This is a genomic window from uncultured Anaerococcus sp., from assembly GCF_963512375.1.
Lineage (GTDB): Bacteria > Bacillota > Clostridia > Tissierellales > Peptoniphilaceae > Anaerococcus.
Map to the genome: position 1 here is coordinate 97,854 of NZ_CAUPMI010000004.1, position 21,847 is coordinate 119,700.

General features: G+C 38.1%; 19 protein-coding genes. 13 read left to right on the top strand and 6 right to left on the bottom strand.

Going from position 1 to position 21,847, the window contains the following annotated elements; genetic code table 11:
- Positions 1-268 precede the first annotated feature (268 nt).
- The gene (locus tag RRB46_RS03095; protein WP_311537444.1) at positions 269-1,261 is read left to right on the top strand and encodes a sugar kinase; all 993 of its coding nucleotides are present in this window, start codon (positions 269-271) and stop codon (positions 1,259-1,261) included.
- A gap of 147 nt (positions 1,262-1,408) precedes the next feature.
- On the opposite strand, the gene RRB46_RS03100 is transcribed toward RRB46_RS03095, so the two are convergent.
- From RRB46_RS03100 to hcp, 4 genes are all read right to left on the bottom strand, one after another.
- Positions 1,409-2,656: an RNA-binding domain-containing protein gene (locus tag RRB46_RS03100; RefSeq protein ID WP_311537445.1), complete on the bottom strand. Its 1,248-nt coding sequence runs from the start codon at positions 2,654-2,656 to the stop codon at positions 1,409-1,411.
- Between the two features lie 166 nt (positions 2,657-2,822).
- Positions 2,823-3,503: a YwaF family protein gene (locus tag RRB46_RS03105; RefSeq protein WP_311537446.1), complete on the bottom strand. Its 681-nt coding sequence runs from the start codon at positions 3,501-3,503 to the stop codon at positions 2,823-2,825.
- A 63-nt stretch (positions 3,504-3,566) separates the two neighbouring features.
- Entirely contained in the window at positions 3,567-4,211 is a 645-nt protein-coding gene (locus tag RRB46_RS03110; protein ID WP_297689741.1) for a Crp/Fnr family transcriptional regulator, read from the bottom strand.
- Positions 4,212-4,282: 71 nt separating this feature from the next.
- Positions 4,283-5,899, bottom strand: a complete 1,617-nt coding sequence (gene hcp, locus RRB46_RS03115) for a hydroxylamine reductase (RefSeq protein ID WP_311537447.1) — start codon at positions 5,897-5,899, stop codon at positions 4,283-4,285.
- A gap of 360 nt (positions 5,900-6,259) precedes the next feature.
- On the opposite strand from hcp, the gene RRB46_RS03120 reads away from it, so the two are divergent.
- From RRB46_RS03120 to RRB46_RS03130, 3 genes are all read left to right on the top strand, one after another.
- Positions 6,260-10,513: an acyl-CoA dehydratase activase-related protein gene (locus RRB46_RS03120; RefSeq protein ID WP_311537448.1), complete on the top strand. Its 4,254-nt coding sequence runs from the start codon at positions 6,260-6,262 to the stop codon at positions 10,511-10,513.
- Positions 10,514-10,618: 105 nt separating this feature from the next.
- Positions 10,619-11,887 (top strand): Glu/Leu/Phe/Val dehydrogenase, encoded by a 1,269-nt coding sequence (locus RRB46_RS03125; protein WP_311537449.1) that lies wholly within the window; start codon positions 10,619-10,621, stop codon positions 11,885-11,887.
- The gene (locus RRB46_RS03130) at positions 11,887-12,738 is read left to right on the top strand and encodes a hypothetical protein (protein WP_311537450.1); all 852 of its coding nucleotides are present in this window, start codon (positions 11,887-11,889) and stop codon (positions 12,736-12,738) included. The genes RRB46_RS03125 and RRB46_RS03130 overlap by 1 nt, the downstream gene beginning before the upstream one ends.
- Before the next feature lie 26 nt (positions 12,739-12,764).
- Here the strand turns inward: RRB46_RS03130 and RRB46_RS03135 are convergent, their stop codons facing one another.
- Together RRB46_RS03135 and RRB46_RS03140 are read right to left on the bottom strand one after the other, a co-directional pair.
- Entirely contained in the window at positions 12,765-13,448 is a 684-nt protein-coding gene (locus RRB46_RS03135; RefSeq protein ID WP_311537451.1) for a DUF554 domain-containing protein, read from the bottom strand.
- A gap of 107 nt (positions 13,449-13,555) precedes the next feature.
- A complete protein-coding gene (locus RRB46_RS03140; protein WP_311537452.1) occupies positions 13,556-15,094 on the bottom strand; it encodes a helix-turn-helix domain-containing protein in 1,539 nt (512 codons plus the stop codon).
- A 148-nt stretch (positions 15,095-15,242) separates the two neighbouring features.
- On the opposite strand from RRB46_RS03140, the gene RRB46_RS03145 reads away from it, so the two are divergent.
- The 9 genes from RRB46_RS03145 (at position 15,243) to ybeY (ending at position 21,847) form a co-directional block, all read left to right on the top strand.
- Positions 15,243-15,455, top strand: coding sequence for a helix-turn-helix transcriptional regulator (locus RRB46_RS03145; RefSeq protein WP_311537453.1), 213 nt, complete (start codon positions 15,243-15,245; stop codon positions 15,453-15,455).
- Positions 15,445-16,170: a DUF3169 family protein gene (locus RRB46_RS03150; RefSeq protein WP_311537454.1), complete on the top strand. Its 726-nt coding sequence runs from the start codon at positions 15,445-15,447 to the stop codon at positions 16,168-16,170. Before RRB46_RS03145 ends, RRB46_RS03150 begins: the two co-directional genes overlap by 11 nt.
- Entirely contained in the window at positions 16,163-17,047 is an 885-nt protein-coding gene (locus tag RRB46_RS03155; RefSeq protein ID WP_311537455.1) for an ATP-binding cassette domain-containing protein, read from the top strand. The genes RRB46_RS03150 and RRB46_RS03155 overlap by 8 nt, the downstream gene beginning before the upstream one ends.
- Complete coding sequence (locus RRB46_RS03160) at positions 17,040-18,230, top strand: ABC transporter permease (protein ID WP_311537456.1); 1,191 nt, start codon at positions 17,040-17,042, stop codon at positions 18,228-18,230. The genes RRB46_RS03155 and RRB46_RS03160 overlap by 8 nt, the downstream gene beginning before the upstream one ends.
- Before the next feature lie 205 nt (positions 18,231-18,435).
- The gene (locus tag RRB46_RS03165; protein ID WP_296126833.1) at positions 18,436-19,056 is read left to right on the top strand and encodes an NfeD family protein; all 621 of its coding nucleotides are present in this window, start codon (positions 18,436-18,438) and stop codon (positions 19,054-19,056) included.
- Positions 19,056-19,997, top strand: a complete 942-nt coding sequence (floA, locus tag RRB46_RS03170) for a flotillin-like protein FloA (protein WP_106461503.1) — start codon at positions 19,056-19,058, stop codon at positions 19,995-19,997. The genes RRB46_RS03165 and floA overlap by 1 nt, the downstream gene beginning before the upstream one ends.
- Entirely contained in the window at positions 19,990-20,403 is a 414-nt protein-coding gene (locus tag RRB46_RS03175) for a hypothetical protein (protein ID WP_311537457.1), read from the top strand. The genes floA and RRB46_RS03175 overlap by 8 nt, the downstream gene beginning before the upstream one ends.
- 51 nt (positions 20,404-20,454) lie before the next feature.
- The gene (locus RRB46_RS03180) at positions 20,455-21,414 is read left to right on the top strand and encodes a PhoH family protein (RefSeq protein WP_311537466.1); all 960 of its coding nucleotides are present in this window, start codon (positions 20,455-20,457) and stop codon (positions 21,412-21,414) included.
- A complete protein-coding gene (ybeY, locus tag RRB46_RS03185) occupies positions 21,389-21,847 on the top strand; it encodes an rRNA maturation RNase YbeY (protein ID WP_311537458.1) in 459 nt (152 codons plus the stop codon). The genes RRB46_RS03180 and ybeY overlap by 26 nt, the downstream gene beginning before the upstream one ends.

A 21,847-nucleotide genomic window follows, 5' to 3' on the forward strand; every position in this document is an offset into this window, starting at 1 on the left:
GTGTAACGGGGAGGGGTTTAAGGGGAGGCCGATGAGGGACCATGCGGAAGGTCCCTTGGGCCTCCCCTTTAGACGAAGATTCAATAGTAAAAAAATATCATTTATTAAATGATAAAGTTACGAAGAGAAACAGTAAATAATAATATTACATTAAATGAAATAGTTACGAAGAAAAATAGTAAATAATAACAATTCATTAAATGATAAAGTAAAAAAATGGGATAGTTAAGGGCATAGCCCTTAACTCCCGATATCGAAGGGAGGAAAAATGAAAGATAAAATAGTTTGCATGGGAGAACTAATCCTACGACTCTCCCCACCAGGTCATGAAAGATTCATCCAAGCAGAAAATTTTATGACCACCTACGGCGGTAGCGAAGCCAATGTAGCCATAGCCCTAGCCAATCTTGGCCAAAAGGTGAAGATGATCACAAGGCTTCCAGACAATTTCATAGGAGATGCTGCTATAGATAGCCTCAGAGACTTTGGCATCGACATGAGCCATGTTGCAAGAGGGGGAGAAAGGATAGGAATCTACTATGCAGAAAATGGCATAGGTCTAAGACCATCCAAGGTAATCTACGACAGGAAAAATTCCTCCATGAGTCAGGCTAAATACTTTGAATTTGATTGGAAAGACATATTTGAAGATGCCAAGATTTTCTTCCTATCAGGCATAACCGCAGCCCTATCAGAAGAGGGCAGAGAACTTACCAGATATGCCATAAAAAGAGCCAAAGAATACGATGTAGAGGTAATCTTTGACCTAAACTACAGGTCAAACCTTTGGCCGCTCGATCAGGCAGCAGAATTTTATAAGTCAATCCTAGATGATGTCGATATCCTAATAGGAGTTCTTCCTACCCTTCACTCATCCTTTAAGGGAGTCTTCGACCATGTAAGTGTATCAAATATGCTCATAGACTTATACAGGAAATATGACCTAAAATACGCTATATCTACAATCAGAACCTCATTTTCAGCCTCCAAAAACGCCCTATCAGCAGGAGCCTATTGTGGAGATGAATATATCAAAACTAGGGCCTACACCTTTGATATAGTAGATAGGATAGGCGGAGGAGATGCCTTTGCAGCTGGCCTTATCAATTCTTATTCAAAAGGCAATGACATGTACGATGCCCTAGAATTTGGCGTAGGCCTATCAACCCTAAAACACACCATGGAAGGCGACTACGCAATCTTTACAGAAAGACAAGTAAGAACCTTAATCTCAGGCAATAAGAGAATGATATTTTATTAAAAATGACATAGTAGAAAAACAAAAACCGACGCAAAATTTTGCGTCGGTTTTACGTCGGTTATAATTTACTTATTAGTTTGAAAAAATCTTTATAAACCCCTAAATCTTCTGCTTTGACTTAGAAAATAAATGAAAATTTGCGTCGGTTTATAAACTCTTATATTTGGTTCCTCTGCCTGATCCAATTTTTTCTACATAATATTTATCAATTAAGCTTGCAAGCAAGGATAGAACCTTATCTTTTGCAAAGGATGTTGCATCTTCTATTTCATTTCTAGATAAGACTAATCCGTTTGCAAGTGAATCATAAACTATTTTTTCGTCTGTAGTTAGGTTTTTGCTTGAGTTTTTATTAGGTAGGATTGTAAGAATGCTGTTGTCAGTAACTTTAAATATTGGCTTGTTAGCAATATCTTTATAGGATTCTTTAATCCTTTTAATACCTGTTCCAAAATTTTCGATTATTCCAAGTCTGAAAAAAACATTAGCCAAGATTGGATTAGTAGGGAAAGATACAAAACCATTTATATATTCATATTCATTAATATTTGAGTTTAGACCGCCAGGAGAGAAAATCTCTATCTTATCTTCATACATGGCTATCCTTATATAAGAATTAATATCCCAAGCCCTGTGGACTAAGGCATTTGCTAGTGTCTCCCTAAAAGCCTCAAGAGGGATTAAATAATCTTCTTTTCTTATCATGCCTGAAATTTTTTCAATCTTATAAAAATTATTAAAGATTTCTTCACTATCATATAAGAGTTCTAAAATTGAGCATCCATCAATTCTTTTTCTAAACAATATATCATTTATAGTCTTACCAAACCTCATTATATCAACTCCAGGAAAGCTATTTTTATCAGCAAGTAAGCTTGCGGCAACATTATAGCGTCCATCAGAACTGAGTAAGCCTAGAGTTTTAAGCATATCTTTATTAGGAGTCTTAAGCTTTAATTTATTTTCGAAAGCTTTGTTAAGGTAGGAGAAATTAAGGTCCGTATCCTCGATTTCTAATTGGTCATAATGAAGATTATTTGCTTCTAGGACCATTCTTCTGTGTTCTAATTGATATACGGGCAGACTTGCTGTGTCATTTCTCTTATAGGCTATCCCTCTGTAAAGATAAGGCCTATGATTGCCCCTATATACGGTTAGTTCTATCGTATTTTTAACACTTTCTATAGAGAAATCAACCTTAGGATTGATAGAATCATTTATTTTATTTTCAATATTTATTATAGAATCCTTGATATTATCAATACCAACAATCTTTCCATCATCTGAAATACCAAATATAATTTTGCCTGTATTGTAATTAGCAAAGGCTGATACTGTCTTTAAGAAACTGTTGCTAATTTTTTCTTTGAATTCTAAGGTTTTACTTTCTTTCATAAGATCCTCCTAATGAGATTATACCCTAAAATAAACAAAAACCGACGCAAAATTTTGCGTCGGTTTTACGTCGGTTATAACTTACTTATTAGTTTGAAAAAAATCTTTATAAACCCCTAAATCTTCTGCTTTGGCTTAGAAAATAAATGAAAATTTGCGTCGGTTTTTAATTTTTTATTGCTTTTTTATTTCTTATTTTTTCTTTAATAATTTCCACCAGATAAATCGCCCCGCTCATTAGGCCTGTCATGGCTAGGGTGATTATTATTGGGCTTGTGCCATCAAAATAGGCTATTGGAACCTTGACTAGGTAGCCGTAGTTTGCCTTAAGGCTTAGGTCCAAGATTAAAATTATGGAATTTATTACAGCTGTCGTTAGAAAAATCTCTTTAAAATTTAATCTTTGCTTGTTTTTTAGGCAAATTAGCATGCCACAAGCCATTAGGACATAGTGGTTGGTCACATAGGTTAGGTTTGTGACATGGGGCCAGACAAATTTGGATGGATCTGGTATAGAAAAAGCGATGCTTGTCCCAATTAGGGCCAGGTCTGCAAAATAGCTTTGGATTTTTTCTTTTTTTAAAAAGTAAGAAATCGCAACCATTATCCCTGCTAGCCTGCAGTGGTAGAGGGGAAGGCCCTCTTCTATAAAGAGGTCAAAATCCATGGCATACCAGCTAAGTAATATCCCTTGAAGGATCAGGGATGTGATAAGCATGCCTTCTAAAAGCTTCTTTTTGTCTTTGAGTTTGTAAATTATTAATAAAAATAGAACTAGGCCCAGCCTTACATAGGTCATGTTAAAGGCAAAGACCCCGTCTGTCGTGTGTCTAAAAAAATATTGCATAGCTATCCTTTTTAAAATAATATAGGACTATTATATAATATTTTTGACTTCTTGCCTAGCTTTTTACAAAATTTCTGCCAGTTTTTCCTTATTTATGGCAATTTTTGATCCCTTTATTTCTATTAGACCATCATCTGCCATTTTTGAGAGCTCTCTTGAAAGAGATGGCCTGGTGGTAGTAAGAAAATCTGCCAGGGCCTGTCTATTCATATTTAGATTTATCTTGCCATCTTCTTCTATTTCTAGAAAATATTTGGTAATCTTTTGGCGTAGGCTCATTTGGGATGTGATTTGGTTTTTCTTAGAAAGGGCCAGGCATTTTTTGGATAAGAAGGTTATATAGGATTTTAGGAATTTTTGATTGTCTGACCTGTCAAATAGACCTTTGAAGTCCTTGATGATAAGAATTTTAGAGTCCTTATCGCAGACTGCATCAAAATCAAAAGGCTCATTTAAGTAGGCATAGACTTCTCCAAATAGGACAGGCTTATCAAATTTTTGGAAGATATATCTCTTTCCATTTGAATCTATCTGATAAACGCTAAGGGCCCCTTCTTTTAGGAAAAACAAGTCGCCCGACTTATCGCCAACCCTAAATACATAGGCATCTTTGTCATAGGATTTTTCTATTATTTCAGTCTGACTTGTGAGTTCTTTAATTTCCTCATCACTTAAATTTTTAAATATAGATATTTCTTTTAAATTCATACTTACCTCTTTTTAAAAGATACCCCACTGTATAAAAAATAAGCAAAGCCATAAGACTTTGCTTAAATTTTTTAGCCAATCATTTTTTCTAAATCTTCTTCAACTGTGGTATTTGGAGCAATGTTGAAGTTCTCTACTAGGAAGTTTACTACTGTTTCTGATAGGAAAGCAGGAAGTGTTGGTCCTAGGTGGATATTTTTAACTCCTAGACTCAAAAGGGCAAGGAGAACTATTACAGCCTTTTGCTCATACCAAGCTATGTTGTATTCTATAGGCAAATCATTTACACTATCAAGGCCAAAGGCATCTTTTAGGGCTAGGGCAATTTGTACAAGGGAGAATGAATCGTTGCATTGACCAGCATCTAGGACTCTTGGTATGCCGTTGATATCTCCTAGGCCTAGCTTGTTGTAGCGATATTTTGCACAACCTGCTGTAAGGATTATTGTGTCTTCTGGAAGGGCTTTGGCGAAGTCTGTGTAATAAGATCTCTTAGAGCTTCTACCATCGCAGCCTGCCATTACGACAAATTTTCTGATATTGCCTTCATTTATTTCATTTATAACCTTATCAGCTAGGGCTAGGACTTGATTGTGGGCAAAACCACCGACAATCTTTGTATCTTCAAGATTTGTTGGAGCTTGGCAATTTTTAGCCTGCTCTATTATTGCTGAGAAGTCCTTGTAGCCATTTTCGTCAGCTTCTATGTGGATTGCTCCTGGGTAGGCTGCATTTGATGTTGTATAGAACCTATCAAGGTAGGTGTTGTTTTTCTTTGGTGGGACAATGCAGTTGGTGGTCATAAGGATTGGACCGTTAAATTTCTCAAATTCCTCATTTTGGCTCCACCAAGAATTGCCGTAGTTGCCGTGGAAGTGGTCGTATTTCTTAAAGGCTGGGTAATAGTTAGCTGGAAGCATCTCTGAGTGGGTGTAGATTTCAACACCAGCATCCTTACTTTGTTCAAGGAGCATTTCCATATCATTTAGGTCATGGCCTGAAATTAGGATGCCTGGTTTAGTTCCTGCTGAAAAATCTACCTCAGTCATTTCTGGATTTCCAAATCTTTCGGTATTGGCCTTATCTAGTAGGGCCATGGCAGCTACTCCATGTTCTCCTGTTTTTATAACTAGGTCGATTAGGTTGTTGATTTCCTTATCTTTCTTGATTGTCTCTGTTAAAGCATAAGCTATAAACTTATCGACATTTTCATCCCTGTAGCCTAGGACATTGGCGTGGTGGTTGTAGGCAGCCATTCCCTTTAGGCCGTAGCTTACAAGCTCTACTAGAGATCTTTCATCTTCATTTATAATATTTAAAACACCGACCTCGATTGCTTTTCTTTTTAATTCTTCATCGTCAAATGATATGTAGGCTTCAACTTCGTTTAGGTCTGTGATTTGGTGCTTGTTTGTGATTTTTTCCTTCATGGTCATGGTTTTCTTAACGGCATCTAGGATAAAATCCTCGTCGAAATTTGCATTGGTTATGGTTATGAAAAGATTGTTAGAAATCCTGTCATAGACCTTATCGCATACCTTACCTGCCTTCATCACAATAGATGCAAGGCCCTTTGTTGTATATATTAAAAGGTCTTGGAGATTTGCGACATCTTCGCTCTTTCCGCAGACGCCGACTTTTGTACATCCTTTATTTCCTGCTGTTTCTTGACATTGATAACAAAACATATTTTTCCTCCTCATATTTTTCTTATAAGTCTATTATATGATAAATTTCATAAAGAATCTGTAACATTAGTTACAAGAGCGATATTTTTTTCTATTTGCATAAAAATGTAAAGAAAATTTTACAAGGACCCATAATTTATAAAAGCCTCTTAAGTCTTATAATCTAGCCTATAAGAGATGATTCTTTTCTATTATCGTTAAAATAGCCATTTATAAAATAAATTTGCCTTTTATTTTTTAAATAAGGGGTATAATAATATTAAATTTTTTATGTATTAATCTCTAGTAATTTACTAGGAATTTCTTATCTAATAAAATTTATAAGCGTGAAGGTATTTTATTCATTTAGAAAGGAATAATATGAATTTACATATGGGGCTTGATGTTGGTTCTACTACTGTTAAGGTAGTGGTCACTGATGAGCTTTTTAATACAATTTATTCAGTATATATCCGCCACAAATCAGATGTGAGGGCGACTGTAAAGAAGGTCCTTACAGATCTTTACCATAAGTTTGGCAACCTAAGTCTAACTATGAATGTGACTGGATCTGGCGGCATGTTTTTAGAAGATATCTTGGGAGTGGCTTTTGTCCAGGAGGTCATAGCAGAGACTCGTGCTATCAAGGAATTTATCCCAGAGACTGACGTTTTGATTGAGCTTGGTGGGGAGGATTCTAAGATTACCTATCTTTCTGGCTCTGTTGAGCAGAGGATGAATTCAATTTGTGCTGGAGGAACAGGGGCCTTTATCGACCAGATGGCAGCCCTCCTTGATACAGATGCGAAAGGATTAAATGAGCTTTCCAAAGCCTACAAGAAGATTTATCCCATAGCATCTAGGTGTGGGGTCTTTGCAAAGACCGATATCCAGGCCTTGATGAACCAGGGAGCCAGCAGGGAAGATATAGCAATTTCAGTCTTCCAATCTGTTGTTAACCAGACAATTTCAAACCTGGCCTGCGGTAGGCCAATTAGGGGCAATGTCACCTTTTTGGGCGGGCCCCTTCATTTCCTATCTTCTCTTAGGGAAAGATTTGTAGAAACCCTAGGCGAGGATGAGAATAATTTCTATATACCAGATGATGCAGAAGTTTACGTAGCCAAGGGGGCTGCGATTTTATCTAGTGAAAATTCAAAGCCAGTGGCCCTTAAGGATTTGCTTACAAGGCTTGAAAATGCCAAGGAAGTAAATCTAGAGATGACCAAAAGGCTTGAAGCTCTTTTTGAAAACCTTGATGACTATGAAGAATTTAAGAAAAGGCATAAGACAGACAAGGTAAAATATAGGGACCTTGCCACTTACCAGGGCCCAATCTATGTAGGCCTTGATGCAGGCTCTACTACCAGCAAGATGGTCTGGCTTTCTGAAGATAATGAGATCTTATTAGATGATTATAGGATGAATCTGGGAAGACCACTAGAGGTTGTAATTTCAATGCTTAAAGAAGGCCTTGCCAAGAAAAATCCAAAGGCCTATATAGCCTCATCTGGCATCTGTGGCTATGGGGAAGATTTTATCAAAAACGCCCTACATATTGACAATGGAGAGGTAGAAACCATTGCCCACTATAGGGCGGCCAAGTTTTTTGATCCTGATGTAGACTTTATCCTTGATATAGGTGGCCAAGATATGAAGGCCATGCACATAAGGGATGGGATAATCGACTCCATCCAGCTAAATGAGGCCTGCTCTTCAGGCTGCGGCTCATTTTTATCAACCTTTGCAGCCTCTGTATCCATGGATGTTAAAGAATTTCAGCAAAGGGCAATTAGGAGCAAGGAGCCGGCAGACCTTGGTTCTAGGTGTACAGTCTTTATGAATTCCAAGGTCAAACAGGCCCAAAAAGAAGGCTCTGAGGTCGAAGATATAGCCGCAGGCCTTTGCTATTCAGTAATAAAAAACGCCATCCAAAAGGTAATCAAGATTAGGGACCCAAAGAGCCTTGGCAAAAATATAGTGGTCCAAGGTGGTACCTTTTATGGGGATGCCATTCTAAGGGCCTTTGAGAAAATTTCTGAGAGAGATGTAACAAGGCCAGAAATTGCAGGCCTTATGGGGGCTATGGGTATGGCCTTAATTGCCAAAGATAAGTCTACAGGCTCATCACAGATGGCAGGTCAAAGCGTGCTTGAAAATTTCTCCTACAGCCAAAAATCAGCCAGGTGCGGCAGGTGTACCAATAATTGTGCCCTAGTCATAAATACCTTCGCCGATGGGAGGAGATTTATCACAGGCAATAGGTGCGAAAGAGGGGCAGGCATCAAGCTTGATAAGAAAAAAGATGACCTAAATATGTACAAGTACAAGTATAAGCTCCTCTTTGATAGAAAAACCCTGGGAGATTCTGCCCGCTTTGGCAGGGTCGGCATTCCTCGTGTTTTAAATATTTATGAAGATTATCCTTTCTGGCACAAATTTTTTGATAGCCTGGGCTTTGATATTATCTTATCAAGTGACTCAGATAGGAAAATTTATGAAAAGGGCATAGCCACCATTTCATCAGAGACAGCCTGCTATCCAGCCAAGCTAGTCCACGGCCACATGGAAGATTTAATCGACAAGAAGCCAGACCTAATCTTCTATCCAGGTGTTTTTTATGCTTATAAGCAATTTGATGCGGCCAAAAACCAGATGAATTGTCCGGTAGTAAGCGGTTATCCTGATGTAATTAATAACAATGTCGATAGGCTAAATGAGGTCAAATTCCTAAATCCTTACCTATCCTTTGAAAGTGAGGAAATCATCAAAAAAAGGCTTGTCGAAGTCTTTGAAGGATATTCTCACGAAGGAAACATTCTAAGAAAAAAGGAAATAGAAAATGCCGTAAGCCTGGCTTGGGAAGCTGAGCAAGCCTACCATGACCAAATCAGGAAAAAGGGCAAGGAAATAATTGACCATGTAAGGGCCCATGACCTAAATGCCATAGTCCTAGCAGGTAGGCCTTACCACATAGATCCAGAAGTCAACCACGGCATAGCAGACCTAATCGAATCGATGGATATACCAGTCCTTTCAGAAGATGCCATAGCCTACAATGTGAAAGATTTGACCAAAGAGCTCAGGGTCCTTGACCAGTGGTCCTATCACGCAAGGCTTTATAGGGCCAGCAAATATGTTGCAGAAAATGACAACTTCCAGCTAATTCAGCTCAATTCCTTTGGTTGCGGCCTAGATGCAGTCACAACTGACCAGGTAGAAGAGCTTTTAAAATCCCACGGCAAGATTTATACCCTTTTAAAAATCGATGAAATTTCAAACCTAGGAGCGGTAAAAATCAGACTCAGATCTCTTTTAGAAGCCCTTGACCAAAAGAAAAGAGAAGGAATAAGTTTTAAGACAAATCCAAGTGACTTTGCCTACGAAAACACTGAATTTACCAAGGAAATGAAACTAGAAGGCTACACCATCCTTGCCCCACAGATGGCAAGAGAGCACTTCAGGATAATGGAGCATGCCTTTAAGGCCTTTGGCTTTAATATAGAATTTCTAGACACCATCGATGAAGATGTCATAGATACGGGTCTAAAATATGTAAACAACGACTCCTGCTACCCATCAATAACAGTAGTAGGTCAGCTAATCCACGCTGTAAAATCTGGCAAATACGACACTGATAAGCTTGCCCTCCTCATGACCCAAACTGGAGGAGCTTGTAGGGCATCCAACTATGTAGGCTACATCAGAAAGGGACTAAAGGATGCGGGCTTTCCAGACCTACCAGTCATTGCCCTGTCAGCCCAAGGCATAGAAACCAATGAGGGCTTTGACCTAGTTAGATTTAAAAATATCCCACTTCTTAAGCAAGCCATAAGGGCCATCCTTTTGGGAGACCTCATAAATAGAGTGTCAAATGCCACAAGGCCTTATGAAATCGAGCTAGGCTCTGTAAATGACCTTAAGGAAGCATGGATAAATAAGCTATCTTCAGAAATTGCCACAATGAAAACCAAGAGATACAGGCAAGTAATCCAAGAGATTGTCAGAGATTTTGAAGACCTTCCAGTCTGCAACAAGGAAATCCCAAAGGCAGGTATAGTTGGAGAAATCTTGGTTAAATTCTTGCCAGAAGCCAACAACCACCTCCAAGATGTCCTAGAAGCAGAGGGCGCTGAGGTAGTCATGCCAGATTTAACAGATTTTCTCATGTACTGCATGAAAAATACAGAATTAAAGCGTGACTTATATGGCAAGTCAGCTGCCACAGCCAGGATGGGCAGGCTTGGAATCAAGCTAATAGAAGCAAATAGAAAGCCAATCAGAAAGGCCCTAAGGGAAAGTCAAAGGTTCACAGAACCGCTTTATATAGATGATATAGCAGACCTAGCTAATGAAGTCACATCCCTTGGTAACCAAGCTGGTGAAGGCTGGCTATTAGCAGGAGAGATGGTAGAACTAATCCACCAGGGTGCCCCAAATATCGTCTGCATCCAGCCTTTTGGCTGTCTTCCAAACCATATCACCGGCAAGGGAGTCATGAAAAAGATAAGAGAAAGCTATCCAGAGGCTAACATCGTAGCCATAGACTACGACCCAGGTGCATCAGAAGTAAACCAAGTAAATAGGGTCAAGCTAATGATGTCTGCCGCTAGGGATAAGATTAAAGCAAAATAAATTATAAATCATCCTAAGAAATTAGGGTGATTTTTTTGAGAAAAATTTTAATTTGCTTGTATAATAAAGATAAATGTTAATTTTTATGAAAGAAAGAAGGCAAATATGTCAAACGCTAAAGAACAATTTCTAGACCTACAAGACAAGCTTAAAAAAGTTTGTGAGATAGCAGGCCTATCTGAATCATTTTATGAGATAATTAAAGAACCTGAAAGAATCATAGAAGCGAATATACCAGTAAAGATGGATGATGGCACAACTAAGACCTTTAGAGCCTTTAGATCTGCCCATTCTACAGCCCTAGGTCCAGCCAAGGGCGGGGTCAGATTTCACCAATCTGTGACCTACGAAGAAGTCAAAGTCCTATCCACCTTAATGAGCCTAAAGGTGGCCCTCCTTGGCCTCCCACTAGGAGGTGGCAAGGGAGGAATCATCGTAGATCCTAACAAGCTTTCTGAAAGAGAGCTTGAAAGCCTATCCCGTGGCTTTGTCAGGGCAATGAATAATTATTTAGGACCAAGAATTGACATCCCAGCCCCAGATGTAAATACTAATGCCAAGATTATGGGATATTTTACAGATGAATATATAGCCCTAAATGGTGGTCGCCAAGATATAGCAACCTTCACAGGCAAGTCAGTTGATATGGGAGGTTCCCTTGGAAGAAGTGAAGCGACAGGATTTGGTGTCTATTTAACAATCAAAAAATACTACGAAAAAATTGGAAAGAGCCTAGAAGGCGCAACAGTCGCCCTTCAAGGTTTTGGAAATGTTGGTTCTTTTGCTGCCAAATACCTAGTAGAGGATGGGGCAAAGCTTATCGCCCTAAACTCCAAAGACCATGAGCATCCAGATGGAGCCTACGGCATCTATGATAAGGAGGGCCTTGATATAGAAAAAATCCAGAAAGCTAAGGATAAGACAGGATCAGAGCTTAATATAGAGGCAGAAAAAATCAGCACAGAAGAATTTTTCGCCCTAGATTGTGACATCTTAATTCCTGCAGCCCTAGAAAATGTAATCAGCGATGTCAATGCAGACTCAATCAAGGCAAAGCTAATTGTAGAAGCAGCCAACGGTCCTGTCACTGAAGCAGGGGAGAAAATCCTAAATGAGAAAAATATCCCACTGATTCCTGATATCCTAGCCAATTCTGGCGGAGTTTTAGTCAGCCACTACGAATGGGTACAAAATATCACAGGATCCTACCTAACAGAAGAAGAAGTAAGGGCCAAACAAGAAAAAGACATGGCAAAAGCCATAGAAGAAGTCTTTGCAACAGCTGATAAATACAAGGTTACCTTCAGACAAGCAGCCTTCATCCTAAGCCTAACAAGGATAGAAAAAGCCCTCAAACTTAAGGGAAGATTTTAATGCAAATAAGAAAACTAGAAAGGCCTGACCTTGCAAAAGTAAGGCCTCTTTTAGACCTTGCCATAAAGGAGCAAGATCAGGCATCCTATCCAAAATTTTCATCCATTAGCGACCTTTACAGAGAGCTAGAATATTCCATAGAATTTATGGCAACCACCACGCTTTTAGCCATAGAAAATGAGGAAATAGAGGGCCTTGTTACCTATTTTTGGGATGAAGATGAAAAATATATCCAAACCACCCTTCTTATCATAAAAAATAAGGACCCAGAGGTCTTAGAAGGCCTTTTGGAAAGAATAAAAAAAGACCACAAGGCCTATCCTATAAATATAGGTCTTGGGGAAAAATCTTGGATAAATCAGGCAAAATCTTTTACAGAAAAAGCAAAAATTGTAGAACACTCCCATGTCCTAGAGGCTAAAAATCTAGAAAAATCTTCTGATCTTACAGAAAATATCGAAATCCTAGCCAAGGAAGACTTCCCATCCTACAAGGATTTTCACGATTATTTTGCAAAAGATATGTATTATTCAAGTATCAATCTATATAGGGACTTTGACAGATTTAGGGTCTTTGTCAAAAAGGATAAGGGAGAGATCACAGCCAGCCTCTTAGTAAAAATCTACGGTAAAAATCCTTGTAAGGGAGAAATTTTTGGACTCTTTATGAAAGACCCTAATAAAAAAACTTGTGATAGCCTAATCAAAGTAATGACAAATTCCCTAATAGATGAATTTGGAAAAATTGGAGATCTTAAATATTTTCTAGAAGTCGAAAAAGTCTTAGAACTAGAAGTGGCTCTTGCAAATGGCTTTGAAAAATTAGATACCTATATACTCTATAGAGCATAGAAAAATCCTCCGCTTGGAGGATTTTTTTAAATCAAGGACATTATTAGACCAATTATAAGAGGAAAGGCAAGGGCTGGTAGGGCGTTGGCTATCCTAAAGTCGACTATATCAAGCATGGATAGGCCTATGGCAATGATGGTAAGGCCGCCGACACCTGAAATATTTGCAAGGACAAAGTCTGTAAAAAGTGGTGAGAGAAGACCTGCCAAAAGGCAAATAGCTCCTTCATAGATAAAGACTGCAAGGCTTGCAAAAGCTATGCCCCTGCCAAGGCTTGCCGCAAGAAAAAGGGCTGAAAGCCCGTCAAGGACAGCCTTTGTTAGAAGAATTGAATAATCACCCTTAACACCTGCATCAATTGATCCAAGAATCCCCATAGAGCCAACACAAAAAAGCAAAATCCCTGAAATAAAACCAGTGGAAAAGTCACTTTCAGAATTTTTTATAAACTTCTTTTTGAGAAAGCCCGCAAACTTATCAAGGCCCCCTTCAATATCTAGATATTCTCCTACAAGGACCCCGCCCACTATGGAGATGATCATAATCATAATATCACCCTTAAGAGCAGAATCGATACCTAATACAAGAATGGCAATAGGTAAAAACTTCATAATGGCTTCTTGGTACTTGTGAGCAAGCCTATTTGAAAGGCCGGCCCCAAGCATACCCCCGACAAAAACTGCCAGGGTATTTATTATAACAGCTAACATTTGATCATCTCCTTTTATACAATATTTCCATTATTATACACAAAAAATTCATAAAAGAAAAGCCTCCAGACAAAAATAGTTGGGGGCTTTTATAGCTTAAAGTTATTTCAAAGTGGCTTTGTATCATCAAAAAATTCTGGGTTTTCTGCCTTGATTTCCATAAATTTCTTGCCTAGGATTTGGTCTAAAATCTTAAAGGACCTGTGGACTCTTGGTAAGTTTTCAAGGTTTAGCAAGATTTTATCAGCTAGGTCTGCCTCAAGTAGGAAGTCAGTTATGATAACATCATACTCTGATTGTCTAAGCCAATTTATATCAAGTCTTGGCTTGGTATAAATATCTACGCTTAAGATAGTAGATGCTGTAGAATTTATAAAATCCTGTATAAGTCTTGAATGATACCTATCGTAATTTGATATGATAATAGCCTTAATTTGTTTGATGCTATCAATCATATGACCCAAAAGTCCTGGCCAGGTTGAATAAATCGCATAAACCATAGCTTCTGTCGAGTATCTATCCCTAAGCTTAGGATGTTTATCCAAAAGCCCATCCATCATGGCATAGATATCCTTGTAGAAATCTATGTTGATAAACCTGATATAATCAAGCAAGTGCTGGCTTTTTGCAACAAAAAAGTCTGCCTGCTCTACGTTAAATAGCCTTACATAAAAGTAAGAAAAAATTTCTTTGTAGGCATTTTCAAGATTTGTCTTATCAATCCCATACTTATCACAGAGTTTTATAGATTTATCATAAAGATAGTCGTAATAGTCCTTATAGATTGGAACAAGTTCAAAAACCTCATCAAGGCTCTTAAAATATGGGGTGTATTCATGGTTTATAAAAAATGCCAAAATCTGGTATAAAACCATGGTCATATCGCCATTTTCATTAGGTAAAAGCCTTCTAGTAGCCCTGGCAACTTCGATATTTGACAGACATTTTTTGACAAAACTAAGCATGTCTTGGTCAATATCGCCAAGTTTAAATTTAAAGCCCCTCCTATACCTTATAATTGAAATGGCAAGGACTGTCTTGATATAAGAATATTGGCCAAAAATAATTTCCATGTAGATAGATTTGCCAATGCTTTCTGCAATAGTAGTCACATCCTTCTCATCGACAAGACCCTCAAAAGGCCAATCTAAAGGGCTAAGTTGTGTATTGATGAAAAGATTTAGGTAAAACTTTTCTATATCATACTCATCACCCACAAAGTCAAGGTCTGCATAGGAAAATTCAATATTATAAATTTCTTTTATGGCCTCGTTAAGATAGGATATATTTCTAAAAATAGAAGAATCGCTGGTATTAAGCCTAAGGGCCAAATCCTTCTTGTTATCTACCTTCCCCAAAAAAGTGTTTGTTAAAATTTGGCTGATTAGGGAGTTTTTGATAAAAATTTTCTTGATAGTTTTTAGCCCAATATCAAGGATAAAGTCTGCCTTGACAAGGTTTGAAGTCATTTCAAATTTGGCATAGTCTTTAAATAACTTCTCAAGAGAGCCTATATAATTGTGGATAGTCTTTTTACTAAGGTCTAATTCATCTGCAAGATCATCCATCCTTACCCATGTTCCATCCTTATAAAACAGAGCTACAAGGAGTTTGTACATGTTTTCGTCTTGCTTTAAAAAAATCAAAGTTCTCACCTCTTTTTAGGTATTTTTACTATTATACCCTTACTTAAATAATAAATATAAGCGAAAACAAAATATATTTGACAAATAAAGTTGTCAGATATATAATAATGACAAGAATAGTTGTCAATTATTTGGGAAAGGAGGGCATATGGACTTAGTAAATAATTTAGCTGACTTTAGAAAAAATGCTGGCTTAAACCAAGCAGAGCTTGGAGGGCTTGTAGGAGTCAGCCGCCAAACCATAAGCCTAATAGAAAGAGGAGATTACAACCCATCAGTGACCGTGGCCCTAACCATAGCCCAGGTCCTAGATGTGGATATTAATGAGATTTTTAGATTGGAGGACAGTGATGAAAAATAATAAGAAAACTTTTTTATCTAGCTTTCTAGCCATGGCTGGATTTGGATTGATAGTAGGTTTTGGAGCAGGTTTTATTTTTAACAAATTAAATGTAGGAGGCCTTGTCGAGGTTCTTAATAGCTTTCTAAGCGACCATATCTTGGCCTTGATTATAGGAATGTGCAGTATATTTGCTGGCTTTGGCCTTTATTTCTACTTGAGAGGGAAAAAAGAAGTTGAAAAGGGCTTAAGGCAAGATGATTTTATTGAAACAAAGTATATAGACTACGCCAATGCGATGAGAGACGCAGGCTTATTTACCCTCATATCCCTTGTTATAATTATCTATAACAAGATGAAAACAAGCCCAGACTTTGTAAAAAGTACCTTGCTTGTATTAGGGATTTTGCTAGTTTTTACAGCTATAAATTCCATCTTATCTTTCCTTACTTATAAACTTGTCAAAAAAATTGAGCCAGAAAGAAAGACTGAGGTCTTTGATTTCTTTTTTGAAAGCAAGTTCATGGCTGAATCTGACGAGAGAGATAAGGTCAAATACTACAAAAAGGGCTACCTAGCCTATAAGAGAATGCTTATTTGCCAATTAGTTTTGATAATAATTCTCTTCGCATCAGCTCTTTATGAAGACATAAGCCCAATAATAGCCCTAATTGTTCTAATACCAAGCTTGATTGGTGTATTAACTAATGGTTTTGCAGGAGAGAAAAATGATTGAAATAAAAAACTTGTCTAAAAATTTTGGGGACCTTAAGGCTCTTGATGACGTGTCCTTTGAAGTCAAAAGAGGCGAACTTTTCGGAGTCATCGGCCAAAATGGGGCAGGAAAATCTACACTTTTTCGCTCCATGATGAATTTCTACGACCATTTTGACGGAGAAATTCTTTACGAAGGAGAGCCAATGGCAGACGTGCCCCTAGAAAAAATTGGCTTTCTTCCAGAAGAGCGTTCGCTTTCACCAAAGAAAACCATCAGGGAAGAGGTGAAGTTTTTTGCTAGGCTCAACCAAATGAGAAATCTTGATGAAAAGACCTTAAAAAGCTACTTTGATCGTTTTGAAATCAAGGGAAGTCTGGATGATAAAATAAAGTCCCTATCAAAGGGCAACCAGCAAAAGGTCCAGCTTCTGGCAAGCCTAATCTATAAGCCAGAATTTTTAATCTTAGACGAACCATTCTCAGGCCTTGACCCTTACAATGCCAATCTTTTGATGGGGATAATCAAGGAAATCAACGAAGAAGGTACAACCATAATTTTTTCATCCCATAACATGGAAAATATCGAATACCTATGCGATAGGCTAATCATGCTGAGAAATGGAAAAATTGTCCTAAATGGATCACCAGATGAGATTAGAAATTCCTATGAAAAAGACCTGGTGAAAGTTAGGACTGATGCAGATTTATCAGAGCTTTTCCCAGCTTATGACCTAAAAAGAGAAGGGAATTTCTGGACTATCAGACTTGAAGATGAAAAAAATGGCAGGGAAATTTTTGAAAAACTTGTAGGAAAACTCGGCTACCTTGAGATGTTTAGCCAAGAGCCACCAAGCCTAAATGAAATTTTTGCCAGAAAGGTGGAAGAAAATGAATAGAAAGTTAATAGTTGCCCTTGATTCCTTCAAAAAACAAATCAAATCGCCTGCCTTTTGGTCCATGGTTTTTATACCAATCCTTGTAATGCTAGTGCCTATGGGTATTAATTATTTCCTTACAAAATCAGAAAAGGCAGATTCTACTACTAAGTATTACCTAGTAGCAGATGAAACTATAAAGCCTTACCTAAAGGAAATGGAAAATGAATATAAGTTAGTTTCAAAAGATGAAGCGGAAAATACTTTAAAGGCAGAGAAAATTGAGTCTTACGGGGAGATTTCTGAAGAAAATGGCCAGATAAAACTTATTATTGAGACTAAAACCATGGATAGCAAGGCACTTTCAAAATTACCTCTTCTTGCAAATGAGCTTCAAAATGTCATTAATATCAAACATGCAGGTTTAAATGAAGAGCAAATTGGGATTTTTTCGACCAAGGCAGATATAAAAATCAATCAAATTGATAATGGCAAGAGCCTTATGATCTATGCCTCCTACTTCATCCTTTTGATGTTCATGTATTTTATGCTAATCATGTATTCAAATATCTTAGTCGTCGATATAGCCACAGAAAAAGGGTCAAAGATGATTGAGTTTATCTTCTCGTCAGTATCTGCCAAGGATTATTTTGCTGGAAAAATATTAGGTAACTTCCTAGCCATAATAGTCCATTCGATTTTATATATAATTTTTGGAGTAGTCGCTTATTTTATAATCAAATCCAAGGGCCTTTTAGACTTTATAAAAATTGATTTTAGCCTGGATAAGACAAGCCTTATGATCATAGGGGAGATTTTCATCTTTATCATCCTCTCGCTCTTGGCCTACATGATAATAGCTGCCATGCTGGGCTCTCTTGCCAGCAAGCAAGAAGATGCTTCAAAGGTTGCAACTCCGCTTATGGTTACAATTGTAGGGACCTTTATGGTCGCCATGATTTTTATGAATAGACCTGTAAATTTATTTGTAAAAATCGCATCATTTATCCCATATATTTCTGTATTTTTCATGCCTTTAAGGTTAATTAAGGGAAGTGCTGGAATAATTGAAGGCGGCCTTTCTCTAATAATTTTGGCCCTAAGCCTATATATTACTTATATCCTAGCTTCAAAAGTCTATAAGAAACATATCCTAAATTATTCGGCTGATTCGATTTTTACTAGGAAAAGAAAACACAGATAATAAAGGGGGCCCTAGGCTCCTTTTTTCTTGGGGATTTTGAAAAGGATTTTGAAAAGTGTTTTTCTCTTTTGTTAGCTTGTCCTTATGTTGATTTTTTGCCCCATTTACTAGATAATAATTATAAGGAAGATAATATTTTAAAGTGGGTTTGGGATTGATTTTCAAATGCTCTTTCTCATTTTAAATTTTGTACGAGGAGGTATTTATGCTTGGAAACGACCTAGTCATAGCTTTTGCCTTTATATTGGCAGTTATTTCTATGATTTGTGTGCTTTTTACCCAAAAGAAATTGCTCTTTGCTGGTATTGCTTTAGGTTTATTTGCCTATTTTTATATAGCAGCATCCTTTTACAATATAGCTGACAATGTGACTTTAATAACCTTTATAGCTGGAATAAGTCTTTTAAGCCTGGAGCTTTTTATTCCAAGCTTTGGCCTTATTGGAGTGGCAGGCCTTGCCCTTACTATTTATTCGGTGATGGATTCTTTTATAGATCCTAGGATGGGCCTTTTTGTAGTCCTTACTACAGGCCTTGCAATTCTTGCTACTGTCGCTATCTTTGTAAAACTCGGTTTTAAGGCAGAACTTTTTGAAAAGTCAATCCTAGAAACAAAGCCAAAATCACCTTACACTGGCAAGAAGGTAGAATATGCTTATCTTGTTGGAAGCGTAGGGATTACTAAGACAATCCTTAGGCCAGCAGGCAGGGTTGAGATTGGCGGCGAAATATATGATGCCACGGCCAGGGCAGAATTTATAGAAAAGGGGAAAATGGTGTCAGTTGTTGATATCAAAGATGGCCACATAAGAGTAAAGGAGATATAATGGAATATTTAATTTTAGGACTAATCTTTGTATTAGTTATAGTATTTTTTACAATGGTACCAGTTGGACTTTGGATAACTGCGAGGTTTTCAGGCCTTAAGATATCTATGGCAAGCCTTGTAGCTATGAGATTTAGGAGACTTTCTCCATCAAAAATTGTAGCTGCAATGATCAAATCTTACCAAGCAGGTATTCCAATTTCAACCAATGACCTAGAAAGCCACTACCTAGCTGGTGGTAATATCAACCAAGTAGTCGATGCCCTAATTGCAGCAGAAAGAGCCAATATAGACCTTTCTTTTGAGCAAGCAGCAGCTATTGACCTAGCTGGTCGTAATGTTTTTGAGGCAGTCCAAGTGTCAGTTACCCCTAAGGTTATCAATACACCAGTTATAGCAGCAGTTGCTAAAAATGGTATAGAGGTGAAGGTAATTGCCAAGGTTACTGTAAGAGCTAATATCGAAAGACTTGTCGGTGGTGCTGGTGAAGAGACAATCATTGCCAGAGTTGGTGAAGGTATTGTAACAACAGTAGGTTCATCAGATTCCCACGCAGCAGTTCTAGAAAATCCGGACAATATTTCTCAAACCGTTCTAAACAAGGGCCTTGACTCAGGTACAGCCTTTGAAATCCTATCAATTGATATAGCAGATGTGGATGTAGGACGAAATGTCGGTGCAGAGCTACAAAGAGACCAGGCTGAGGCAGATAAAAACATCGCCCAAGCCAAGGCTGAAGAGCGTCGTGCCCAAGCTATTGCCCTAGAGCAAGAAAATAGGGCCAAGGTAGTAGAGGCTGAAAGTGAAATCCCACTTGCCATAGCCCAAGCCTTCAAAGAAGGCAATCTTGGAGTGATGGATTATTACAACCTCCAAAATGTTAAAGCAGATACAAAAATGCGTCAGTCAATTTCAGATTCTAGTGAGGATTTAGATGTCTAAGCGAAATTCATTTATGAATTTTCTTGACCAATTGGCAGCAGAAATTGAGGCTGAAAGCAAAAAGACTAAAAATAAGACTCTTGCAGAAAAGGGCCTGGATTCCTTCGTGGACTTCCTAAATGACTTGGGAAATCCGGCAGATTTAGCCAGCCAAAAACCAAACATAGAAGCTCAAAGAAAGCTAAAGGCAGACCTTGCCACAAAGCATGCGGCTGATCTTAAGAAAAAATCTGCCCCAAAAGAAGAGGGAGATTCTAAGGCTCGTGCAAGATTAAAAGAAGCTGAAATAAAAGAAGTGACTGACAAAAAAATAGACGATATAAAAAGATCTAAAAAGAGAAAAAGGCTTAGGGATGCAGTCATCATGGCAGAAATCCTAGCAAAGCCAGTTTCCAAAAGAAGATAAGGATGTGTTAATATAAAAGAATATATAGGAATTGAAGTGCCAGAGAGACTGATGAGTCTCTTTGGTAATTTTGATAGTAACAGAAAATATATAGAAGACAGGTTCTCTGTGAAGTTAAAGCTTAAGGACAATGACCTAGAAATCTCAGGAGATGAGGCCAATGTGGGCCTTGCTAGCAAATTAATTATCCAGCTTTTAGAAGAGATTAAAAGAAGCGGGGACCTTGATTTTCAAAAAATAAAATACGATGCAGATATGCTGGAAAGGGAAAATAAGGATGTGGTTAAGGGACTTCTAAATGAAGTCATTGTCACAACCTCAGCCGGCAAACCAATCAAGCCAAAGACCCTGGGCCAAAAGGCTTATGTAGCAAAGATTTTGGAAAATGATATCGTCTTTGGTATTGGGCCGGCAGGTACAGGTAAGACCTACCTAGCAGTGGCCATGGCTGTCCGTGCCTTTAAAAATAACGAGATAAATAGGATAATCCTCACCCGTCCGGCAGTAGAAGCAGGAGAAAGCCTAGGTTTCTTGCCAGGAGATTTGCAAGATAAGGTAGACCCTTACCTAAGACCCCTTTACGATGCCCTCTTTGAAATCCTAGGTTTTGATGCCTACCAAACCCTTGTTGAAAAGGGAATTATAGAGATAGCACCCCTTGCCTACATGAGGGGGCGTACCCTTGATAATTCCTTTGTTATCCTAGATGAGGCCCAAAATACAACCTATGAGCAAATGAAGATGTTTCTAACCCGTCTTGGTTATGGGTCAAAGGCTATAATCACAGGAGATAGGACCCAGATAGACCTGGGCAAGGGCAGAAAGTCAGGTCTTGTTTCAGCAAGCCACATTTTAAGAGATGTAAAAGGCATTGAATTTATGAACTTCACTTCAATTGACGTAGTCAGACACCCACTTGTCCAAAGGATAATTGATGCCTACGAAAAAGAAGATAAAATAAGGGAAGAAAAAAGAAGGCAAAACGATGAATCTCCTAATAAGCAACAATAGCAAAGAGGACCTAGACCTTGACCAAATCGAGGCTATGGCTTATAAAACCATTGAAGAAGTCCTAAGGGTGGAGGATTTTACAAGCCATGTTGAAGTCTCACTTACACTTGTAGATAAGGATGAGATCCATGCCCTAAATAGGGACTACAGGGGAGTAGATAGGCCTACAGATGTCCTATCCTTTCCTATGGATGATGAAATTTTCCCTGGAGAAGAGGATGTGGACCTTATCCTTGGTGATATAGTAATTTGCCTTGATATAGCAAAGGCCCAGGCAGATGAATATGGCCACAGCCTAGACCGTGAGCTTTCCTATCTCATCTGCCACTCAACCCTCCATCTTCTAGGTTATGACCACATGGAAGAGGATGAAAAGGCCATCATGCGTGGCAAGGAAAAAGAGATTATGAAAAATCTAGGAGTCTTTAAATAG

Excerpts from the sequence above, each read along its gene's own strand:
- RRB46_RS03095 (WP_311537444.1), top strand. The coding sequence starts at position 269 with ATGAAAGATAAAATAGTTTGCATGGGAGAACTAATCCTACGACTCTCC.
- RRB46_RS03100 (WP_311537445.1), bottom strand. The coding sequence starts at position 2,656 with ATGAAAGAAAGTAAAACCTTAGAATTCAAAGAAAAAATTAGCAACAGT.
- RRB46_RS03105 (WP_311537446.1), bottom strand. The coding sequence starts at position 3,503 with ATGCAATATTTTTTTAGACACACGACAGACGGGGTCTTTGCCTTTAAC.
- RRB46_RS03110 (WP_297689741.1), bottom strand. The coding sequence starts at position 4,211 with ATGAATTTAAAAGAAATATCTATATTTAAAAATTTAAGTGATGAGGAA.
- hcp (WP_311537447.1), bottom strand. The coding sequence starts at position 5,899 with ATGTTTTGTTATCAATGTCAAGAAACAGCAGGAAATAAAGGATGTACA.
- RRB46_RS03120 (WP_311537448.1), top strand. The coding sequence starts at position 6,260 with ATGAATTTACATATGGGGCTTGATGTTGGTTCTACTACTGTTAAGGTA.
- RRB46_RS03125 (WP_311537449.1), top strand. The coding sequence starts at position 10,619 with ATGTCAAACGCTAAAGAACAATTTCTAGACCTACAAGACAAGCTTAAA.
- RRB46_RS03130 (WP_311537450.1), top strand. The coding sequence starts at position 11,887 with ATGCAAATAAGAAAACTAGAAAGGCCTGACCTTGCAAAAGTAAGGCCT.
- RRB46_RS03135 (WP_311537451.1), bottom strand. The coding sequence starts at position 13,448 with ATGTTAGCTGTTATAATAAATACCCTGGCAGTTTTTGTCGGGGGTATG.
- RRB46_RS03145 (WP_311537453.1), top strand. The coding sequence starts at position 15,243 with ATGGACTTAGTAAATAATTTAGCTGACTTTAGAAAAAATGCTGGCTTA.
- RRB46_RS03150 (WP_311537454.1), top strand. The coding sequence starts at position 15,445 with ATGAAAAATAATAAGAAAACTTTTTTATCTAGCTTTCTAGCCATGGCT.
- RRB46_RS03155 (WP_311537455.1), top strand. The coding sequence starts at position 16,163 with ATGATTGAAATAAAAAACTTGTCTAAAAATTTTGGGGACCTTAAGGCT.
- RRB46_RS03160 (WP_311537456.1), top strand. The coding sequence starts at position 17,040 with ATGAATAGAAAGTTAATAGTTGCCCTTGATTCCTTCAAAAAACAAATC.
- RRB46_RS03165 (WP_296126833.1), top strand. The coding sequence starts at position 18,436 with ATGCTTGGAAACGACCTAGTCATAGCTTTTGCCTTTATATTGGCAGTT.
- floA (WP_106461503.1), top strand. The coding sequence starts at position 19,056 with ATGGAATATTTAATTTTAGGACTAATCTTTGTATTAGTTATAGTATTT.
- RRB46_RS03175 (WP_311537457.1), top strand. The coding sequence starts at position 19,990 with ATGTCTAAGCGAAATTCATTTATGAATTTTCTTGACCAATTGGCAGCA.
- RRB46_RS03180 (WP_311537466.1), top strand. The coding sequence starts at position 20,455 with ATGAGTCTCTTTGGTAATTTTGATAGTAACAGAAAATATATAGAAGAC.
- ybeY (WP_311537458.1), top strand. The coding sequence starts at position 21,389 with ATGAATCTCCTAATAAGCAACAATAGCAAAGAGGACCTAGACCTTGAC.